This is a genomic window from Flagellimonas maritima, assembly GCF_003269425.1.
In the GTDB taxonomy this organism is placed as follows: domain Bacteria; phylum Bacteroidota; class Bacteroidia; order Flavobacteriales; family Flavobacteriaceae; genus Flagellimonas; species Flagellimonas maritima.
In genome coordinates this window covers 2,293,548-2,311,621 of the sequence record NZ_CP030104.1, presented here as the reverse complement: position 1 = coordinate 2,311,621, position 18,074 = coordinate 2,293,548, and the positions used below count along the sequence as shown (strand labels likewise).

16 protein-coding genes are annotated in these 18,074 nt (G+C 38.5%); 10 read left to right on the top strand and 6 right to left on the bottom strand.

The window, feature by feature from the left end; genetic code table 11:
* Nucleotides 1–5: 5 nt before the first annotated feature.
* The 3 genes from HME9304_RS10275 to HME9304_RS10265 form a co-directional block, all read right to left on the bottom strand.
* Complete coding sequence (locus HME9304_RS10275; RefSeq protein ID WP_097046517.1) at nt 6–302, bottom strand: thioredoxin family protein; 297 nt, start codon at nt 300–302, stop codon at nt 6–8.
* A gap of 91 nt (nt 303–393) precedes the next feature.
* Complete coding sequence (locus tag HME9304_RS10270) at nt 394–1,620, bottom strand: metallophosphoesterase (RefSeq protein WP_112378511.1); 1,227 nt, start codon at nt 1,618–1,620, stop codon at nt 394–396.
* Nucleotides 1,621–1,676: 56 nt separating this feature from the next.
* Nucleotides 1,677–2,888, bottom strand: coding sequence for a metallophosphoesterase (locus HME9304_RS10265; RefSeq protein ID WP_112378510.1), 1,212 nt, complete (start codon nt 2,886–2,888; stop codon nt 1,677–1,679).
* 151 nt (nt 2,889–3,039) lie between these two features.
* Here HME9304_RS10265 and polA point away from each other — a divergent pair, with 151 nt between their 5' ends.
* The 3 genes from polA (at nt 3,040) to HME9304_RS10250 (ending at nt 7,129) form a co-directional block, all read left to right on the top strand.
* Nucleotides 3,040–5,874 carry a DNA polymerase I gene (gene polA / locus HME9304_RS10260; protein ID WP_112378509.1) on the top strand — a complete coding sequence of 945 codons (2,835 nt, stop codon included), beginning with the start codon at nt 3,040–3,042 and terminating at the stop codon, nt 5,872–5,874.
* A 230-nt stretch (nt 5,875–6,104) separates the two neighbouring features.
* Complete coding sequence (locus tag HME9304_RS10255) at nt 6,105–6,332, top strand: hypothetical protein (RefSeq protein WP_112378508.1); 228 nt, start codon at nt 6,105–6,107, stop codon at nt 6,330–6,332.
* Entirely contained in the window at nt 6,332–7,129 is a 798-nt protein-coding gene (locus HME9304_RS10250) for a hypothetical protein (protein WP_123877439.1), read from the top strand. The genes HME9304_RS10255 and HME9304_RS10250 overlap by 1 nt, the downstream gene beginning before the upstream one ends.
* A 1-nt stretch (nt 7,130) precedes the next feature.
* Here the strand turns inward: HME9304_RS10250 and HME9304_RS10245 are convergent, their stop codons facing one another.
* The gene (locus tag HME9304_RS10245) at nt 7,131–7,574 is read right to left on the bottom strand and encodes a MarR family winged helix-turn-helix transcriptional regulator (protein WP_112378506.1); all 444 of its coding nucleotides are present in this window, start codon (nt 7,572–7,574) and stop codon (nt 7,131–7,133) included.
* Nucleotides 7,575–7,771: 197 nt separating this feature from the next.
* Between HME9304_RS10245 and hppD the strand changes: the two genes are divergently transcribed.
* From hppD to HME9304_RS10220, 5 genes are all read left to right on the top strand, one after another.
* Nucleotides 7,772–8,905, top strand: a complete 1,134-nt coding sequence (hppD, locus tag HME9304_RS10240) for a 4-hydroxyphenylpyruvate dioxygenase (RefSeq protein ID WP_112378505.1) — start codon at nt 7,772–7,774, stop codon at nt 8,903–8,905.
* Nucleotides 8,906–9,059: 154 nt separating this feature from the next.
* Entirely contained in the window at nt 9,060–10,241 is a 1,182-nt protein-coding gene (locus HME9304_RS10235; protein ID WP_112378504.1) for a homogentisate 1,2-dioxygenase, read from the top strand.
* Between the two features lie 83 nt (nt 10,242–10,324).
* Complete coding sequence (fahA, locus tag HME9304_RS10230) at nt 10,325–11,545, top strand: fumarylacetoacetase (RefSeq protein ID WP_112378503.1); 1,221 nt, start codon at nt 10,325–10,327, stop codon at nt 11,543–11,545.
* A gap of 95 nt (nt 11,546–11,640) precedes the next feature.
* Nucleotides 11,641–12,549: a flavin reductase family protein gene (locus HME9304_RS10225; RefSeq protein ID WP_112378502.1), complete on the top strand. Its 909-nt coding sequence runs from the start codon at nt 11,641–11,643 to the stop codon at nt 12,547–12,549.
* A complete protein-coding gene (locus HME9304_RS10220) occupies nt 12,549–13,655 on the top strand; it encodes a pyridoxal phosphate-dependent aminotransferase (protein WP_112378501.1) in 1,107 nt (368 codons plus the stop codon). The genes HME9304_RS10225 and HME9304_RS10220 overlap by 1 nt, the downstream gene beginning before the upstream one ends.
* 29 nt (nt 13,656–13,684) lie before the next feature.
* Here HME9304_RS10220 and HME9304_RS10215 read toward each other — a convergent pair whose 3' ends face one another.
* Together HME9304_RS10215 and HME9304_RS10210 are read right to left on the bottom strand one after the other, a co-directional pair.
* A complete protein-coding gene (locus HME9304_RS10215; RefSeq protein WP_112378500.1) occupies nt 13,685–14,197 on the bottom strand; it encodes a lipocalin family protein in 513 nt (170 codons plus the stop codon).
* Nucleotides 14,198–14,271: 74 nt separating this feature from the next.
* Nucleotides 14,272–16,923 carry a DUF5916 domain-containing protein gene (locus tag HME9304_RS10210; RefSeq protein WP_112378499.1) on the bottom strand — a complete coding sequence of 884 codons (2,652 nt, stop codon included), beginning with the start codon at nt 16,921–16,923 and terminating at the stop codon, nt 14,272–14,274.
* Between the two features lie 247 nt (nt 16,924–17,170).
* Here HME9304_RS10210 and rplM point away from each other — a divergent pair, with 247 nt between their 5' ends.
* Nucleotides 17,171–17,626 carry a 50S ribosomal protein L13 gene (rplM, locus tag HME9304_RS10205; protein WP_112378498.1) on the top strand — a complete coding sequence of 152 codons (456 nt, stop codon included), beginning with the start codon at nt 17,171–17,173 and terminating at the stop codon, nt 17,624–17,626.
* Nucleotides 17,626–18,012: a 30S ribosomal protein S9 gene (gene rpsI / locus HME9304_RS10200; protein ID WP_112378497.1), complete on the top strand. Its 387-nt coding sequence runs from the start codon at nt 17,626–17,628 to the stop codon at nt 18,010–18,012. The genes rplM and rpsI overlap by 1 nt, the downstream gene beginning before the upstream one ends.
* The last annotated feature ends 62 nt before the right edge of the window (nt 18,013–18,074 follow it).

The following is an 18,074-nucleotide window of genomic DNA, read 5'->3' as shown; positions in this document are numbered from 1 at the left end:
TCGCTTTAGATATATTCATTGAGAATGCCTATTAAAGTATTGGCGTCCTGCTCCCCGCTCTGTCGCCAGACCATTTCGCCTTTTTTATATATCATTAGTGTGGGCAGACCTTTGATTCTGAGAGCCTGTGAGAGCTCTTTATTTTTATCAACATCAATTTTAATAACTTTTCCCTTGTCGCCAAGAGCTGCTGCAACGTCGCGCAACACAGGGTGCATTGATGTGGATTGATCGTTCCATTCTGCATAAAAGTCCAGTAAGACCGGTACTTTCAAATCGATAAGTTCACCAAATTTAGACATGTATATTTCTTCGGTTTACCGACCAAAAGTAAGAAATTTTGTTAAAATCTATGTTTCACTTTAATTCAGAACAGGAAGATATGCGTTAAATTCAAGTTAAACCTTTCTTTTTAAGGGTAATCACGGAAATCTCGGGCCAAATACCGACCCTGCCGGGATAACCAATAAAACCGAATCCACGATTCACATTTATGAACTGACCAAGCTCTTCGTAGATACCCGCCCAATACTTATATCGCCATTTTACAGGGCTCCATTTAATCCACCCAGGAATTTCTACTCCAAACTGCATTCCATGTGTATGCCCACTTAACGTTAGGTGAAAGTGATAGTCATCATTGATTACCACGTCTTCCCAGTGCGAAGGATCATGGCTCATCAAAATCTTAAAGTCATCTTTGGCAACCCCTTCTTTGGCTTTTTCAAGATCCCCTGCTTTTTTAAAACCGCCCCTGCCCCAATTTTCGACACCAAGCAGTGCGATCCTATCACCATCTTTTTCCAAATACCTATGTGAGTCCAGCAAAAGATCAAATCCCATCTCTTTTTGAAGAGCTTTCAAATCTTTCAGATTCTGCTTTTTCTCGGCTTCCGATTCCCAATCAACGTAATCGCCATAATCATGATTCCCCAAAACAGAATAAACTCCACCCTTAGCCTCTAACGTGGAAAATAAATCGGCCCAAGGTCTCATTTCCTCCGTTTTGTTGTTTACCATATCACCAGTAAACAAGATAACATCACTTTGCTGTTTGTTAATCAAATCTACCCCATAAGCAACTTTCTTTCGGTTATCAAAGCTACCACTGTGAACATCTGATATTTGGGTGATCCGGTAACCATCAAAAGCATCAGGAAGATCATCAAATTCCAATTGATATTTTAATACTTTGTAATTATATTTACCCTTGTACATTCCCATAAGCAATGCACCAAAAGGCAACGCTGCAACACCAAGGGCTATCAAACTTAAGAACCTTCTTCTGGATGGTATGCTAAATTCTTTTTCGGTGCTGAAAATTTTTTGATAAACCCCCAAAAGGAGCCTGAAAATATCTTCACTAAAAAGAAATATGATGGTAATTATTTGAAAGGCAAGCATCGCCAACAGAAATCCGAAAGCATAACTTTTGGGCCTACTTAATACCCTACCACCATCCGTACCCATAAACTGATATAAAAAATTTGCGATGACAAGTATATATAAAGCAATAAATAGATAGTGCACCCATGGGTATCGAGATGCCGTTTTTACAGCTTGAAAAGAATAAAAACCCAATACCAAATAAATGATGAAGAAAATAATCCAGCGGAGCATAAATTTTTTTTTACGAATTTATCTGATTAAACGAATAAATCGACCATTTTTACCTATTAAGAATTCGATTTTTTTAAAGTAATTACCGAGATTTCGGGCCAAATACCCAATCTTCCCGGAAATCCAGCGTATCCAAAACCTCTATTTACATTTAAATACTGGTTCTTCTCTTTGTACAAGCCGGCCCAATATTTAAAACCATGCCTTACAGGCGTCCATTTAAATTTCCCCGGTACTTCTATTCCAAATTGCATGCCATGGGTATGGCCACAAAGCGTAAGCGGAATATGTACTTCATGGTCAACTACCCTATACTGCCAATGAGTTGGATCATGGGTCATTACAATCTTAAAGCTCTCTGTTTCTAGTCCAGAGAAAGCTTGATCCAAATCACCCTCTCTCAATAAACTGTCATATCCCCAGTATTCAACCCCAATTAGGGAGAGGTTTTGTCCGTTCTTTGACAAAATTCTATTTTCATTACAAAGTAAATCAAAGCCCATCTCTTTTTGATGACGTTTTAACAGTTCAAAATCGGCCTGTTTCTCTTCAAGCGTAGGCCAATCCACGTAATTTGCATAATCGTGGTTACCAAGGATTGAATATTTGCCATCTTTGGCCTTAAGTGATGAAAACAATGATTTCCAATCATCGATCTCATTTGCCCTTCTATCTACAAAATCGCCAGTGAACAAAATCATATCAGCTTGCTGGTCATTTATTAGTTTGATGGCATTGCGGACTTCGTCATAATTGTCCAATCCACCACAATGAAAATCAGATATGTGCACGATCTTATAATCATTAAAGTTTTGCGGTAAATCTTCAAAGGTGAGCAAGTAATCGAATATTCTGAAATTGTATCTCCCTTTATAAATGCTGTACACCAAAGTCGAGAAGGGTATGGCCGCTATACCCAATGCAAATTTTGAAATAAAACCCCTTCTTGAAGGAATTGTAAAGGTTTCCGATTTGCGCATTTTTATTAGCGCATTCCCAAAACGAACAATATCCTCAAAAAGCATTGAAAAACTGGTGAGCATCAAAAAAATATAGAGCGCGAGAAAAAGTGCAAAACCCATTAGTTTTTCATGGATTATGAAAACGTTGGAGATATCCAGTGCAATTTCGAAAACAAAGTATGTCAACACCACAGCAATGAGAACCCAATATATTATCCGTACTACTGAGTTTTTTACCAGCGTCCTAATTGCTTGAAAGGTGTAGTATGCAAAAACCAAAAATGTAATGGCAATGAAAATACGCATCAAACTTTTTTGTAAAGATATTTCTTTTCATTTTCGCCCTTATAGGTTTAATAGCGATTTAACGGGCTGCACAATTTCCATTTTGGGTGGTTTCTTTCAATACAAACTTTGTACTTTTAAAAACTTTCAATAACAACAATGATCATAAAATATGCCTGACCAAAAAAGACTCTTTCTTTTAGATGCCTACGCTTTAATTTTTCGCGGTTACTATGCCCTTATAAAAAATCCCAGAATCAATTCCAAAGGAATGGACACCTCGGCGATAATGGGTTTTATGAATTCACTATTTGATGTTATAAAACGAGAAAAACCAGATCACTTGGCGGTTGCTTTTGATAAAGGTGGAAGTGTGGAGCGCACGGAAATGTTCGAAGAATATAAAGCCAATCGTGACGAAACGCCAGATGCTATTAGAATAGCGATTCCATATATCCAACAAATTCTGAACGCAATGAAAATTCCCGTGGTAGAATTGGAAGGTTATGAAGCGGACGACTTGATTGGCACTTTGGCCAAACAGGCAGAAAAAGAAGATTATAAGGTTTTTATGGTTACTCCTGATAAGGATTTTGGCCAATTGGTTTCTGAGAACATTTTCATGTATCGCCCCGCAAGAATGGGTAACGGAATAGAAATATGGGGAATTCCCGAAGTACAGAAAAGATTTGGGGTAGAAAGGCCAGAACAAGTGATAGACTATCTGGGCATGATGGGCGATGCCAGTGACAATATTCCCGGTTTGCCTGGCGTAGGCGATAAAACCGCAAAAAAATTCCTTGAGCAATTTGAATCCATGGAAGGACTATTGGCAAACACCGATAAGCTAAAAGGAAAAATGAAGGAGAAAGTTGAGGAAAACGCAGAGTTGGGAAGATTGTCCCGAAAATTGGCCGAGATAAAGATAGATTGCGAAGTTACCTTTAACGCGGACGATTTTGAAATGTGCGAACCCGATGCAGAAAAGGTGCAGCAAATCTTTGAAGAGCTGGAATTTAGAAGGCTAAAAGAGCAGTTCTTAAAGATTTTTTCCGGTGAAACCGAAACTGTTACCCAAGTGACCAGCACGCCTACTGCCAAACAACAGGCAAAAGTAGCGGGGAGTGGACAGTTTACTTTATTTGGGGGGAACCCTTCTGAAGCTGCTGCCACTATTAAGGACATAAATAGCAGACAGACTATTACAGAAGTACCACATTTTTATCAAACTGTTAAGGAGGGTTTGTCCATAAAACTTTTTATGGAAAAATTGATGCAGCAAAAATCGGTCTGTTTTGATACAGAAACAACGTCCCTTAATCCGTTGGAGGCCGAACTGGTGGGAATTGCTTTTAGCTGGGAAGCCAAAAAAGGATTTTATATCCCTATCCCAGAAGATAAAGTAACAGCTTTGGGAATTTTAGAGGAACTTCGGCCTTTCTTTGAATCTGAAGCCATAGAAAAAATTGGGCAAAACCTAAAGTACGATATCAAAGTGATGAAAAATTATGGTATTGAAGTAAAGGGAAAATTGTTCGATACCATGCTGGCACATTACCTCATCAATCCGGATATGCGCCATAATATGGACGTGCTTGCAGAGACGTATCTCAACTATACTCCAGTTTCCATTACAGAACTTATCGGCAAAAAAGGAAAAAACCAATTGAGCATGCGACAGGTCCCTTTGGAAAAGCAAACCGAATATGCATCTGAAGATGCCGACATTACTTTACAATTAGCGCAACAATTTAGACCTGAGCTTTTAGAAGCAAAGACCGAGGAGCTTTTTGAAAGTATTGAAATTCCCCTACTAAGAGTTTTGGCGGACATGGAAACCGAGGGTATAAATCTTGATGAAGATTTTTTGAAGGAATTATCAACCGTTCTTGATGTCGACATCAAAAATCTGGAACAAAAAATCTATAAAGCCGCGGGCGAGGAATTCAATATTGCTTCACCAAAACAATTGGGCGAAATCCTTTTTGATAAATTGAAATTGGTGGATAAACCAAAAAAAACCAAGACAGGGCAATACTCCACTGCTGAAGATGTACTCTCCTATTTGGCCAAGAATCATGAAATCATTAAAAATGTGTTGGACTACCGAGGGCTTGCCAAATTAAAAAGTACCTATGTTGATGCACTCCCTGAGCAAGTGGAGACAAAAACAAAACGTGTACATACAGATTATATGCAAACTGTTGCTGCTACGGGAAGGCTAAGTAGCAATAATCCAAATTTGCAGAATATTCCAATTAGAACGGAACGTGGGCGACAGGTTAGAAAAGCCTTTATTCCGCGTGATGAAAACTATACATTGTTGGCAGCTGATTATTCCCAGATAGAATTGCGGATAATTGCGGCTTTGAGCGAGGAGGATACAATGATTGAAGCCTTTAAAAATGGAGAGGATATTCATGCCTCAACAGCTTCCAAAGTGTTCAATGTACCTATTGACGAGGTCACCCGTGAACAGCGTAGTAATGCAAAAACAGTAAATTTTGGAATCATTTATGGTGTTTCGGCATTTGGGCTCAGCAACCAAACGGATTTAACACGTGCCGAATCCAAAGAACTTATAGAAACCTATTATAAAACTTATCCCAAACTGCGTAATTATATGGGTGAACAGGTAGATTTTGCCAGAGACAATGGTTATGTACAGACTGTTTTGGGAAGACGCAGGTATTTAAAGGACATTAATGGCAGCAATGCGGTCGTTCGCGGTGCTGCGGAACGAAATGCGGTAAATGCACCTATTCAAGGAAGTGCAGCGGATATCATCAAAATCGCCATGATTAATATTCACAAGAAACTTTCTGAAGGAAACTACAAAACGAAAATGTTGTTACAGGTACACGATGAATTGGTTTTTGATGCCTACAAACCGGAACTGGAGGATGTAAAAAACATGATAAAAATTGAAATGGAAAATGCCTACACGCTTGCAGTTCCTTTAGATGTGGAAGTGGGGATTGGTGACAATTGGTTAGAGGCGCATTAGACCGCTGCGCTAACAGACCTAAGAAATTGGATGTTTTTTTTATCGTTTTTGTTTTGGCTCTGGTATCTTGATTTCTTTCAGGCTATGACCAACCCAATGAAAAACCGGAGAAAAAACTTGGGAGTAATTCTAATGCTTAAATGGTAATAGCTTGAAAATGTAACGACTAATCCTATATTTTTTATTGAATTATAGCAATCAATAAGAATTTTGTTCTAATTTTACAGTAGATGTCGAACAAAAAAGAACAAATAGACAAAAGAAACATCTCCTTTTGGAATACGGATTCCCCTTTGACCAGCAGGAGGGTAAGCATCATTTTGAACAGTCCCAAGGATTCAAAAAAATTAGCTGATGCCGTTAGGGCACTTCGCCATAATGAACATTCTACCATAAAATTATCCAAGGAAACAAAAAATAGGATAGATGCAGAGGCCGAAAAGCTGAAAAGTGCTTAATGAGTATTGCCCTATCAACGTTGGTTTTATTTTTCTTGCTTATTCCCGGAATCTTATTTAGAAGATTCTATTATACAGAAGAATTTTCTAGAGAATACTTTAAGGAAACATTTTTTGCAATCTTTATAGCAACCATACTTCCCAGTCTGTTCTTTCAGTTTCTCTGGTATTTTTCGGCCAGACTTATCGGTTTCCACGTTGATCTTTACACACTAGGAGACATTGTGTCTTCCAATCCTTCAGAAGAATCTTTTCAGAATCTTGAAAACAGTTCAGTTAGGGTTTTGATTTACAATGTATCCATGTTCCTAGTCGCTAGCTTTTCTGGATATCTCATAAAAAGACTGGTGCGCAGCAAAAGGTGGGATAGGAGATTTAAGTTCTTTAGGTTCCAAAACTCATGGCACTATATTTTGAAAGGAGAGTTTTTCGACTTTCCAAGAGCAGAAATAATTCTGGAAGAAGACAGTGTTGAAGATATAGAGTTTGTTTTTATAGACGCTATTCTAGAGCTGAACGGGAATTCTTACCTATATGATGGTATTTTGGTCGATTACGAACTAAGTAGCGATGGAGGACTTGAAACCATAAGCATTACCAACGCCCAGCGAAGAAAACTTTTGAATGATAGTGAAATATCCAAGAATGGAAAAAAGAAAGACAATAGCTCAAAATATTATCCAATTACCGGGCATATTCTTGTACTGAAATATGCAGAACTAAAAAACCTGAATTTTACGTACTACACCTTGGATTTTGATAAAAATGAAGAATTGATTCCTAGATCGGTAAAATAACTTACTCCTGATAATTCTCCCCTATTTGGTCCAAGACTTTCAAAAAAGTTTCAAATTCGATAGTATCCAGTCCTTCAATTGCTTTTTTTCGAAGTAAATTGGCGTGTGGTTCAATCTGAAGGATAATGCTATGTCCTTTGGAGGTCAGCTCTAGCTTAAAACGTTTCAAATCTCCATTAAAACGGTTCTTGGTTATCCAATTCTTTCGTTCTAGACCACCTATAACCCTTGAAGTAGTAGCACGATTACGAAAATTTGACTTTACAATATCGGATTGTGAAACCTCTTCGCCCAATTGGTAGATACGATACAAAACAACCCATTGCTCAATCGTAAGATTAATATTTAGTTCCCTGAATTTTCTCAAATATGCGTCTTGCACTTTGCGAAGGACCATATCCAAATGCAATCCTATTCCTGATATTTCATCTATTTGATTGAGCATATTTGTATTTTCATCCAAAAGTCACATCGAGCACAGTCAAGATGCTTGGCAAATAACTATCCGTTTCTCGACTACACTTAAAACGACCATTATTTTTACTTAAACTTTTCTTATTAAAGTCTTTTTCGTAATTCAAAATTACTATTTTTGTTGCATAAGCAACAATATTTTCGAATAACTCTTAAATTTAATTTACCATGTCCACTTCCACGTTACCAAAAATACATGATACCGCTAAAGATTTCATGCCGATCAACGGTACAGATTATTTGGAGCTCTATGTTAGCAATTCCAAACAAGCCGCGCATTTTTATAAGACTGCCTTTGGTTTTCAATCATTGGCCTATGCGGGACTGGAGACAGGGCTGAAGGATAGGGAAAGTTATGTCGTGATACAGGATAAAATTCGCCTTGTTTTGACTTCTCCATTAAAAAGCGGAACTGATATCGGAAGGCATATCGATCAACATGGTGATGGCGTTAAAGTTGTTGCATTATGGGTAGATGACGCTGCTTATGCCTATAATGCCGCAGTAGAGCGTGGCGCAAAATCATATATGGAACCAAAAACCGAAGAAGATAAAACTGGAAAAATAGTTCGTTCCGGGATTTATACCTATGGCGAGACCGTACATATTTTTGTAGAGCGAAAGGATTACAATGGAATCTTTATGCCTGGCTTTAGAAAATGGGAAACGCCTGATTATAGCCCATCCTCTACAGGTTTAAAGTATGTGGATCACATGGTGGGAAATGTTGGCTGGAACCGAATGAACGAATGGGTCAATTTTTATGAGAATGTCATGGGCTTTACACAAATACTTTCTTTTGATGACAAAGATATTTCCACAGATTACACCGCTTTGATGAGCAAGGTAATGAGCAATGGAAACGGTAGAATCAAATTTCCCATAAATGAACCGGCAGAGGGCAAGAAAAAATCACAGGTTGAAGAGTACTTGGACTTCTATGAAGGAGAAGGTGTGCAACATATAGCTGTAGCCACAGATAACATTATCCAAACTGTAAAGAATTTAAAAAGTCGTGGTGTGGAATTCCTAAAAGTACCCGACACCTATTATGATGTAGTTTTGGATCGCGTAGGTAAAATTGATGAGGACATTGCACCACTTAAAGAATTGGGTATTTTGGTAGATCGCGATGATGAAGGTTATCTATTGCAGATTTTTACACGACCTGTAGAGCCAAGACCCACTATGTTTTTTGAAATCATTCAGCGAAAAGGTGCACAATCATTTGGAAAAGGTAACTTTAAAGCATTGTTTGAAGCCATAGAACGGGAACAAGAATTAAGAGGAACGCTACATTAATAAGTTAAGAGTTTTAAGTTATATAGTTGTTGGTTATGATGACCTGAACTCTGAACTCTGAAATCTGAACTCTGAACTCTGAACTCTGAACTCTGAACTCTGAACTCTGAACTCTGAACTCTGAACTCTGAACTCTGAATTTAAAATCTAAAAAATGCCGATTTACCATAAATTAGGGAAAATTCCGCAAAAGCGACATACGCAATTTGAGAAGCCAGATGGCAGCCTTTATTATGAACAATTGTTTGGCACCATTGGTTTTGATGGAATGTCATCCTTATTGTATCACGTGCATAGACCTACACAGATAAAGGAAATTAATGAGGCTATTGACCTAAGTCCTAAAATAGCCGAGGCAAAGCACATAAAATCTCGAAAGCTTATTGGTTTTAATATAGCTCCCAAGGACGATTTTCTGGAGTCTCGTGAACCGATGCTTGTTAATAGTGATGTTCATATAGGCCTCGCAGCACCTAAAAAATCGCTAACGGAATATTTCTATAAAAACTCAGATGCTGATGAGATGCTCTTTATTCATAAGGGAACCGGAACATTAAAAACATTTCTCGGAAACATACCTTTTGAGTATGGAGATTACCTTATCATTCCAAGAGGGATGATTTATCAGATTGAATTTGATACAGAGGACAACCGTATTTTATATGCAGAGTCCTTTCATCCCATCTACACTCCAAAACGATATCGCAATTGGTTTGGACAGTTACTGGAACATTCCCCTTTTTGCGAGCGCGATTATAAACTGCCCCAAGATTTACAGACACACGACGAAAAAGGTGAGTTTGTCATGAAAGTAAAAAAGCAAGGCATGTTACATCATCTGGTTTACGCAACACATCCTTTTGATGTTGTGGGATGGGATGGCTATAACTTTCCTTTCGGCTTTTCAATCCATAATTTTGAGCCGATTACTGGCAGGGTACACCAACCACCACCAGTGCATCAAACCTTTGAGACGGGAGCTTTTGTCATTTGTTCGTTCTGTCCAAGATTGTACGATTATCATCCCAAATCCATTCCCGCACCATACAATCACTCGAACATAGATTCTGATGAGGTCTTGTATTATGTAGATGGTGATTTTATGAGCAGAACAGGAATAGGACCAGGTTATATTTCATTACATCCGGCAGGGATTCCGCACGGGCCGCACCCTGGAACCTACGAGGCAAGTATCGGTAAAACAAAGACCGAGGAATTGGCGGTAATGATAGACACCTTCAAACCTTTACAGATTACAGAAAATGCCTTGAAAATTGATGACGGAAAATATTATAAATCCTGGTTAGATGCCCCCTCTAACTCCCGCAAAGGGTGAGTACAGCAAGAACATATAAAATAAGACTAGATAACAAAAAAAATCTCATATCTATAGTCTCACTTCTAACATCCATTTAAAGAATGATTATAAACATACCTGAAAATTCAGATTTTTCAATCCATAACATCCCCTTTGGAATTTTTTCAACCGTAGATAGAACCCCAAGAGCTGGAATAGCCATTGGTGACCACATTTTGGACTTGGCTGCTGTAGCTGAACTGGATGTATTTGATTTTAATACAGCAGTACTTGAAAAAGATACCCTTAACGATTTTATAGCGCTGGGAAAGTCTATTACCAAAAAAGTAAGGGTCGATATTCAGCACTGGTTAAAGGATGATGATTCCGTATTGGCAGGCAAGCCTGAGCTTTTTGTGCCACAGTCCAAAGCCAATATGCATATGCCCGTTGCAATAGGGGATTACACGGACTTTTACTCCAGCATTGAGCATGCTACCAATGTGGGCAAAATGTTCCGTGATCCAGAAAATGCTTTGCTACCGAACTGGAAGCACATTCCAGTTGGCTATCATGGACGCGCAAGTTCAATTGTAGTCAGTGGAGAATCTATTCACAGACCAAAAGGACAAGTATTGCCAAAAGACGCGTCTTCACCTGTTTTTCAAGCCTCTGCTCGATTGGATTTTGAATTGGAAATGGGTTTTATCACTGGAAAAAGCACAGAAGTGGGAGAGTCCATTGCTACAAATGATGCAGAGGATTACATTTTTGGCATGGTGCTATTGAACGATTGGTCGGCACGCGATATTCAAAAATGGGAGTACGTACCGTTGGGGCCATTTTTGGCGAAAAACTTTGCATCACATATTTCCCCTTGGGTAGTTACGCTGGAAGCCTTTGAGCCTTTTAGGGTGTCCGGACCACAACAAGAACCCAAGGTACTGCCCTATTTGGAATACGAAGGACAAAAAAATTATGACATCCAATTGAAAGTTGGGATAACTCCTGAAGGTAGTGACGAAAAAACGGTATGTCATTCCAATTTTAAATACATGTATTGGAATATGGTGCAACAATTGGCACATCATACCATAAATGGTTGCAATATCAATGTTGGTGACCTTTACGGTTCTGGAACAATTTCAGGCAAAGATGAAAACTCATACGGTTCTATGTTGGAACTTGCCTGGATGGGTACAAAACCTATTAAAATGAATGATGGGACAGAGCGAAAATTCATTAATGATGGAGATACCGTAACCATGCGGGGCTACTCAGAAAAAGATGGCGTTCGTGTTGGGTTTGGAGAAGTTTCAGCTAAAATTCTTCCAGCAAAATAATATATGTATGTTAGCTGAGCGGAGTCCAAGCTACAGGTCTGAATAAATATTTATGTGGCTTCGACTCCGCTCAGCCACCTTTTATAGGTAAAATAATGAAAGTAAAAACCATTGACCCCAATACAATATCACAACCAGAATTGCATGCATATTTGCTCAATGCGGTAGCCCCGAGACCTATTTGCTTTGCAAGTACGGTCGATTTGGAAGACAATGTGAACCTTAGCCCTTTTAGTTTTTTTAATGTCTTTAGTTCCAATCCCCCAATAATGATTTTCTCTCCTGCACGTAGTGGTCGCGATAATTCATTAAAACACTCCCACCAAAATATTAAGGAAGTCCCAGAAGTTGTTATCAATATCGTTGATCATTCAATTATTGAACAGATGTCCTTGTCCAGCACTGCATATGAAAAAGGTGTGAACGAATTCACTAAATCCGGGTTAACGGAAATTTCCAGTGAAAAGGTGAGGCCACCACGTGTTGCTGAAGCACCTGTTTCTTTTGAGTGTACCGTTGACCAAGTTATAGAACTGGCGGAAAAACCTGGTGCGGGCAATCTTATTTTGGCAAAAGTGGAACTGATTCACATCAACAATAAGTATTTGGATGAAGAAGGAAAATTAGATCCCCTAAAATTGGATTTGGTAGGAAGAATGGGGGGAAGTTGGTACACTAGAGCAAGTGGAAGTTCTCTTTTTGAAATTCCCAAACCTATCAGAAGCAAAGGCATTGGTGTTGACCAACTTCCAGAAAGTGTTCGTAACAGTGATGTCCTTACGGGCAATAATTTAGGTAGGTTGGGAAATTTGGAAAAGCTTCCCTCCCTAGAAGAAATAGAACAAGTGGGTAATAATGATGAGATAAAAATGCTTAAGAAAAAATTGAGCGGAACTCCTGAAAGGCTTAAAAAGGAACTTCACTGGCTATCTAAACAGATACTGGAGAACAACGATACTGAGAAAGCCTTGGCCACATTGCTATATGCTGAAAAATTAGATTGATGAACAACGGAATCGAGTCTATATTCAAGTCGTATTTGGAACCGAAAGAAGTATATAGGGGCGGAAAAAACATACCTGCTTCCAACAAGAAAATATACAAACTATCTTCAAATGAGAATCCATTGGGAGCTTCTCCAAAAGCTGTGATAGCACTAAAGAAAGCTGCAGAAATTTTGAATGTTTACCCTGACCAAACGGATATTAGGTTACGGGAAGCTTTGGTTGCGGATTTTAATACTCAACTGGTAGCGGATCAGTTTATCTGTGGCAATAGTGGTTCAGAAATCATTGACATGCTGCTAAGGGCATTTATAAAGGAAGGCGATGAGGTAATCTATTCCAATCCCTGTTTTCTACCTTACTCCGTATTTTCAAGATGGTATGGTGCTGTACAAGTGGATGTTCCACTTTTAGAATCCGATTATAGTTTGGATGTTGAAGGAATTATCAGATCGATTACCCCTAAGACAAAAATTATCTTTTTGACCAGTCCAAACAACCCAACGGGCACTTACGTTCCAAAGCCAGTTCTTGAAGATTTTTTAAATCGAATTCCTAAAAATATTGTTGTTGTTTTTGATGAGGTGTATAGGCATTTTGCAGATGCAAAGGATTACGTTTCTGCCTTGCCGTTTGTAAAAGAGGGACATAACATTATTGCAATAAACAGTTTTTCAAAAACCTATGGCTTGGCGGGCCAACGGATTGGATATTGTTATTCAACGGCAACTATTGCAAATTATATACGGCAGATACATAAACCTTTTTTACTCCCCATAACTTCCATTGAAGCTGCAATTGGTGCTTTGAGCGATTCATTGTTCATTGAAAATACAGTAAAAACCGTTCGTGAGGGGAGAAAATATCTATCTGAAGCCTTCACTTCACTTGGAATCAAGTTCTGGCACACACAAGGAAATTTTTTTATTGTAGAGCCCCCCATTCCAGAGTTTGACTTTACAGATAAATTAATGGCAGAGGGGATTATGGTAAGACCTGTTTCACAATTTGGGGCACCGGGCAAAGTACGGATTACTATAGGTACGCAAGAGGCAAACGAAGCCTTGGTAAATGCACTCAAAAAAATAAAGCCCCATACTTTTTAAGTACAGGGCTTTTGATGAATATGTCTTTTTTATTGCTTTGTAAAAACTGCATCGGCACCAGTATAATTATTGGCATTTATATCTGAGCCCGCTATAATTAAAGTGTTTTCGTCCTCCAATTCTATTGTAATCGTTTCTTCCTCCAGATCATCATTAATGAATGTCAACTGATCACCGTCCAGGGACCAAGTAGTAGTTTCTGAAACGCTTTCGGTTGGGCAATCAACCGATAATCCACCCGCACCTGCCGTTACGTTTTGAATTATAAAGTTGGTCTTATCTTCAGAAGTTACCGTATTATCATTCCTAAAAGTAAAGGTTACTATATCGCAATCCAAAGCAGAAAAGGCATCAAGGAGTTGTTTTGCAAAGTTAAGATCGTCATCATTGGTGTTTTCGTCGATACGTAAATCGGTCAGCACCCAAGTTCCCAATAAATTAATAGTGGTTTCCTGTGTGTTACCCGAATCATCTTCATTATCCGTAGAACAGGAAAATGCAGTAAAAATAGCTAGAAAAACAATTATTATGCTTTTTTTCATATTAGTCAGTTTGAAGGTTTTTAATTAGAGATAACGTAAAAAAACCTCAAATAGTGCAGCAAAAATAGAATACTTTAGAATACAAATCTATATGTAGCCTTTAATAAGAAGATATTTTGTGGTTTTTGTCCAAATATATTGTTGCCTAAACTTGTCAATAAACCTTTTGATGGATTTCCGTCCCTTGAGACATCTTGGGACCATACCAGAAAAATTTCCGACCCAGGAATATACTCCCATCGAACGACCAGATTGGAACGGAACTGCACGAATGAAAAATCGGGATCATCAAAGCTAAAATCCTCGACCCCATCCATATTTTCATCAATTGAATACGTATCATCAGCCAATGAGACCTGATTTCCTTCGTACTGTATAAACCTATCTTCAAAACGTTCTGCCGTTGCCGCAGTAACATGTTTAAAATTTGAATATCGACCTCTAGAAATAAATGGTTGTCCCCAATATTGAATGGTTAAATTTGGGTTTATCGTATAGTTTAAACGAAACGACATACTTAGGGTCCTTTGTTCAATCTCTCCGTTGAGATACCTTGGTGAACCATTTTCTTCAGCGAGATTATCGATAAACTGTAATTTGTCCCTATTTGTACTCAATGAGGGAAAAGCGGAGATACGCAATGCATTTATAGGCTGGTAAGCAAACCCCGCTTCAACAAAATAAGACTTGAATGAGTTATCGATTGCCCTCTCTCCTCTGTGGAAAACGCTAAAGGATAATTTTTTTCGTTCATCGGTACTGACCCTGTTCCAAAAACTTATTTCTGGGGACAACCTTAACCGCGGACCGCCCCTAAGTGCAAAATTTGAATATTGAAAAGGCGCATAATTGAATCCAACATTTGAAAACCAGTTATTTGCCCAGTTTTGCCAGCTGTTGGTGTTAAAGCGCAAACTATTGTGGTTTCCATTAAAATCCCAAGTGCTCCAATGATTATAGTTTATTCCCACTCTTCTAAATGTACTATCAGGTTTTAACGTTTGGTATCCAATCCAAGTATAATGGCGAATGTCATCGGATTGGCGTTGAAATCCAATGTCATTGAGTTCCAGTTCTGGAGAACGCCATGTTCCTCCAGACTCGAACCGCCAATGACCATTGCCTATTTTACCTATTTGAACATTTCCGCCACTACCCGATAGTGAAGTTCTAGTGGAATCCACGGCCACGTGGTCCGCATCTACCCGTTGAAAAAGATGGGTAATGGATTCTTGGGTGTTTTTTATTGCCTCCTCGCTTCCCATCACATGGCTCACTATGACATTTCCTTCAACATACCAGTCCCTGTTGTGCCATTGGTGTTTAAAGTCAATCCCGCCAGTATAAGCGGATTTATGGAGAAAGTTCAGTTCTGTTGTTAGATCATCCCTGTTCGTGGCCGTAAAAATTCCACCTATATATGAGTTTCGATCGTTAAAGTCTTTCTGAAGCCTTCCGACAAAATAGTTTGTCAAAGGTTCAACTACTTCTTTTCTCCGCGTTCCATCCTCTTGACTAATTACTGCATAACGTTTTGCAGTAACACTTTCCAAAACCCCTATGGCCAATCCGTTCTTGGTTTTACCACTAAATTTAGCGGCGCCAATGATAGGTGTATTATCTGGCTGTTCTACGAATTCATTATCATTGGTATCTGGAGATCCCTGCGGACTTCTACCTATTCTTCTTGAGTAAAAGACATTATCAAATCCAAAGGTATTCCCTGCTTCCGATTCCGAAACATTAAAGTCAAAGATATTTTTGTTCTCTACGAAGAAGGGGCGTTGCTCCCTAAAGAAAATCTGGAAACCGTCCAAGGCTATGGCAGAAGGGTCTGCTTCTACTTGTCCAAAGTCTGGATTTACCGTTAAGTCAACAGTTAAATCATTGGTTATTCCAATCTTGGCATCCAATCCTACTGTAATGTCACTTTCACTACCATCCCTAAAGGGATTTCCGTCTTCGGCCTCATAGGTTTCCCCACTTGTGACGGTGTAGGGTTGAATTTCCAATTGCTTTTGGGGCTCCACTTTTTTTAGTCCGTGCAACTCACCAAATTCGCTTACCCATCCAGGTTGGTCTATAGGTTTTCGTTGCCAAAGTGAACGCTCCGCTTCTCTAAAAAACATTCGTGTGGACTGTAGTCCCCAAATTTGTTCCTCTGCATCTCCAAATTTTAACTGGCTAAGTGGAATCCTTATTTCAGCAGTCCACCCTTCCTCATCAATATTTGTTTTTGTGTACCAAATTGGGTTCCAGCTACTGTCCCAGTTATTCCCATTATTTGAAACAAACTCATCTCCCTTAACACCAGCTGCGGTAACGGTAAAAGAAAAAGCGGTACGCTTGTCATGATAACTGTCTATATTGAATTCTACCCAGTCCCCTTCAAAACCGTCTCTCCTGGATAATCGCCTTTCAATTTTATTTGGATCCGCATCATAACAACGTACTCCTATATATAGGTTTTTGCTATCATAAACTATTTTAAATTTGGTTTGCTCGCTGGGCGGGGTGTTTTCATCAGGTTGGAGTTCTATATAATCCCCTCCCCATTCAACCGAATTCCAAACCATGTCATTCAATAGGCCATCAACTTCAGGAGGTGCTGTTCCTTCAACCCGTTTTGTTACATAAATTTTCTTCTTTACAATTTGTGTTGAATCTTGGGCATTAGCAAAAAATGATAATAATAAAGGTGTGAAGAATATGATTAGTTTTTTCACCGTGTTCGTTTTTGATTTGATTAGTCAACTTAAAGACCTATCAAAATCAAAATAGTTACAGTCCGTTAAAATTTCATTTTGCTTTTTAACAAAAATCAATCAAGAATAAAGTATTGGATTCTCAGCAATGGAATTGGTCCTAAAAAAGTAAAAATATTCTTAATCAGGCATTTGTAATTCAATCTAATAATTGTACATTTGCAGCCCGTTAATCGGGATAGATTTTTAATTCAATAACATTCTAGAAGTGGATACATTAAGTTATAAGACTATTTCTGCCAATAAAGCTACCGTTGACAAACAATGGTTATTGGTTGATGCTGAAGGGGAAACGTTAGGAAGATTTGCGTCAAAAGTAGCAAGGTTACTTAGAGGAAAACATAAGCCAAATTTTACGCCCCATGTTGATTGTGGCGATAATATTATAGTTATCAATGCTGAGAAAATAACCATGACCGGCAACAAATGGGAAGATAAGACCTATTTACGCTATACTGGTTATCCTGGAGGACAGAGATCCACTACAGCTAAAGAGTTATTGGATAAACACCCCGAAAGAATCATTGAGAAATCGGTCAAGGGAATGCTTCCCAAAAACAAACTAGGTGCTGAACTTTTCAGAAACCTAAAAGTATACGTTGGATCAGAACATGGTCAAGAAGCACAAAAACCCAAGGCAATAAACTTAAACGACTACAAATAATGGAAGTGGTTCATAAGATTGGCAGAAGAAAAACTGCTGTTGCAAGAGTATATGTTTCTGAAGGAAAAGGAAACATCACAATAAACAAAAAAGATTTAGAAGATTATTTTACCACAGCTACTTTGCAATATAAGGTAAAGCAGCCTTTCGCACTTACGGAAAACGAAGATAGCTATGATGTAAAGGTAAACGTATATGGTGGTGGTATAACCGGACAAGCTGAGGCCATTCGTTTGGCATTATCTCGAGTGATGTGCGAAATAAATGAAGAGAACAGAAGTGTTCTTAAGCCTGAAGGCCTTCTTACTAGAGATCCAAGGATGGTGGAAAGAAAGAAATTCGGTCAAAAGAAAGCACGTAAAAAATTCCAGTTCTCTAAACGTTAATGACATATCGGACTTGTTTCGATATTCAATTATAAGATATCCTGAATTTAATTTAGGATGAA

Coding starts and splice junctions, on each gene's coding strand:
- HME9304_RS10255 (WP_112378508.1), top strand. CDS start 6,105: ATGTCGAACAAAAAAGAACAAATAGACAAAAGAAACATCTCCTTTTGG.
- HME9304_RS10215 (WP_112378500.1), bottom strand. CDS start 14,197: ATGAAAAAAAGCATAATAATTGTTTTTCTAGCTATTTTTACTGCATTT.
- HME9304_RS10250 (WP_123877439.1), top strand. CDS start 6,332: ATGAGTATTGCCCTATCAACGTTGGTTTTATTTTTCTTGCTTATTCCC.
- fahA (WP_112378503.1), top strand. CDS start 10,325: ATGATTATAAACATACCTGAAAATTCAGATTTTTCAATCCATAACATC.
- HME9304_RS10225 (WP_112378502.1), top strand. CDS start 11,641: ATGAAAGTAAAAACCATTGACCCCAATACAATATCACAACCAGAATTG.
- HME9304_RS10275 (WP_097046517.1), bottom strand. CDS start 302: ATGTCTAAATTTGGTGAACTTATCGATTTGAAAGTACCGGTCTTACTG.
- HME9304_RS10235 (WP_112378504.1), top strand. CDS start 9,060: ATGCCGATTTACCATAAATTAGGGAAAATTCCGCAAAAGCGACATACG.
- HME9304_RS10270 (WP_112378511.1), bottom strand. CDS start 1,620: ATGCTCCGCTGGATTATTTTCTTCATCATTTATTTGGTATTGGGTTTT.
- HME9304_RS10245 (WP_112378506.1), bottom strand. CDS start 7,574: ATGCTCAATCAAATAGATGAAATATCAGGAATAGGATTGCATTTGGAT.
- rpsI (WP_112378497.1), top strand. CDS start 17,626: ATGGAAGTGGTTCATAAGATTGGCAGAAGAAAAACTGCTGTTGCAAGA.
- polA (WP_112378509.1), top strand. CDS start 3,040: ATGCCTGACCAAAAAAGACTCTTTCTTTTAGATGCCTACGCTTTAATT.
- hppD (WP_112378505.1), top strand. CDS start 7,772: ATGTCCACTTCCACGTTACCAAAAATACATGATACCGCTAAAGATTTC.
- HME9304_RS10265 (WP_112378510.1), bottom strand. CDS start 2,888: ATGCGTATTTTCATTGCCATTACATTTTTGGTTTTTGCATACTACACC.
- HME9304_RS10220 (WP_112378501.1), top strand. CDS start 12,549: ATGAACAACGGAATCGAGTCTATATTCAAGTCGTATTTGGAACCGAAA.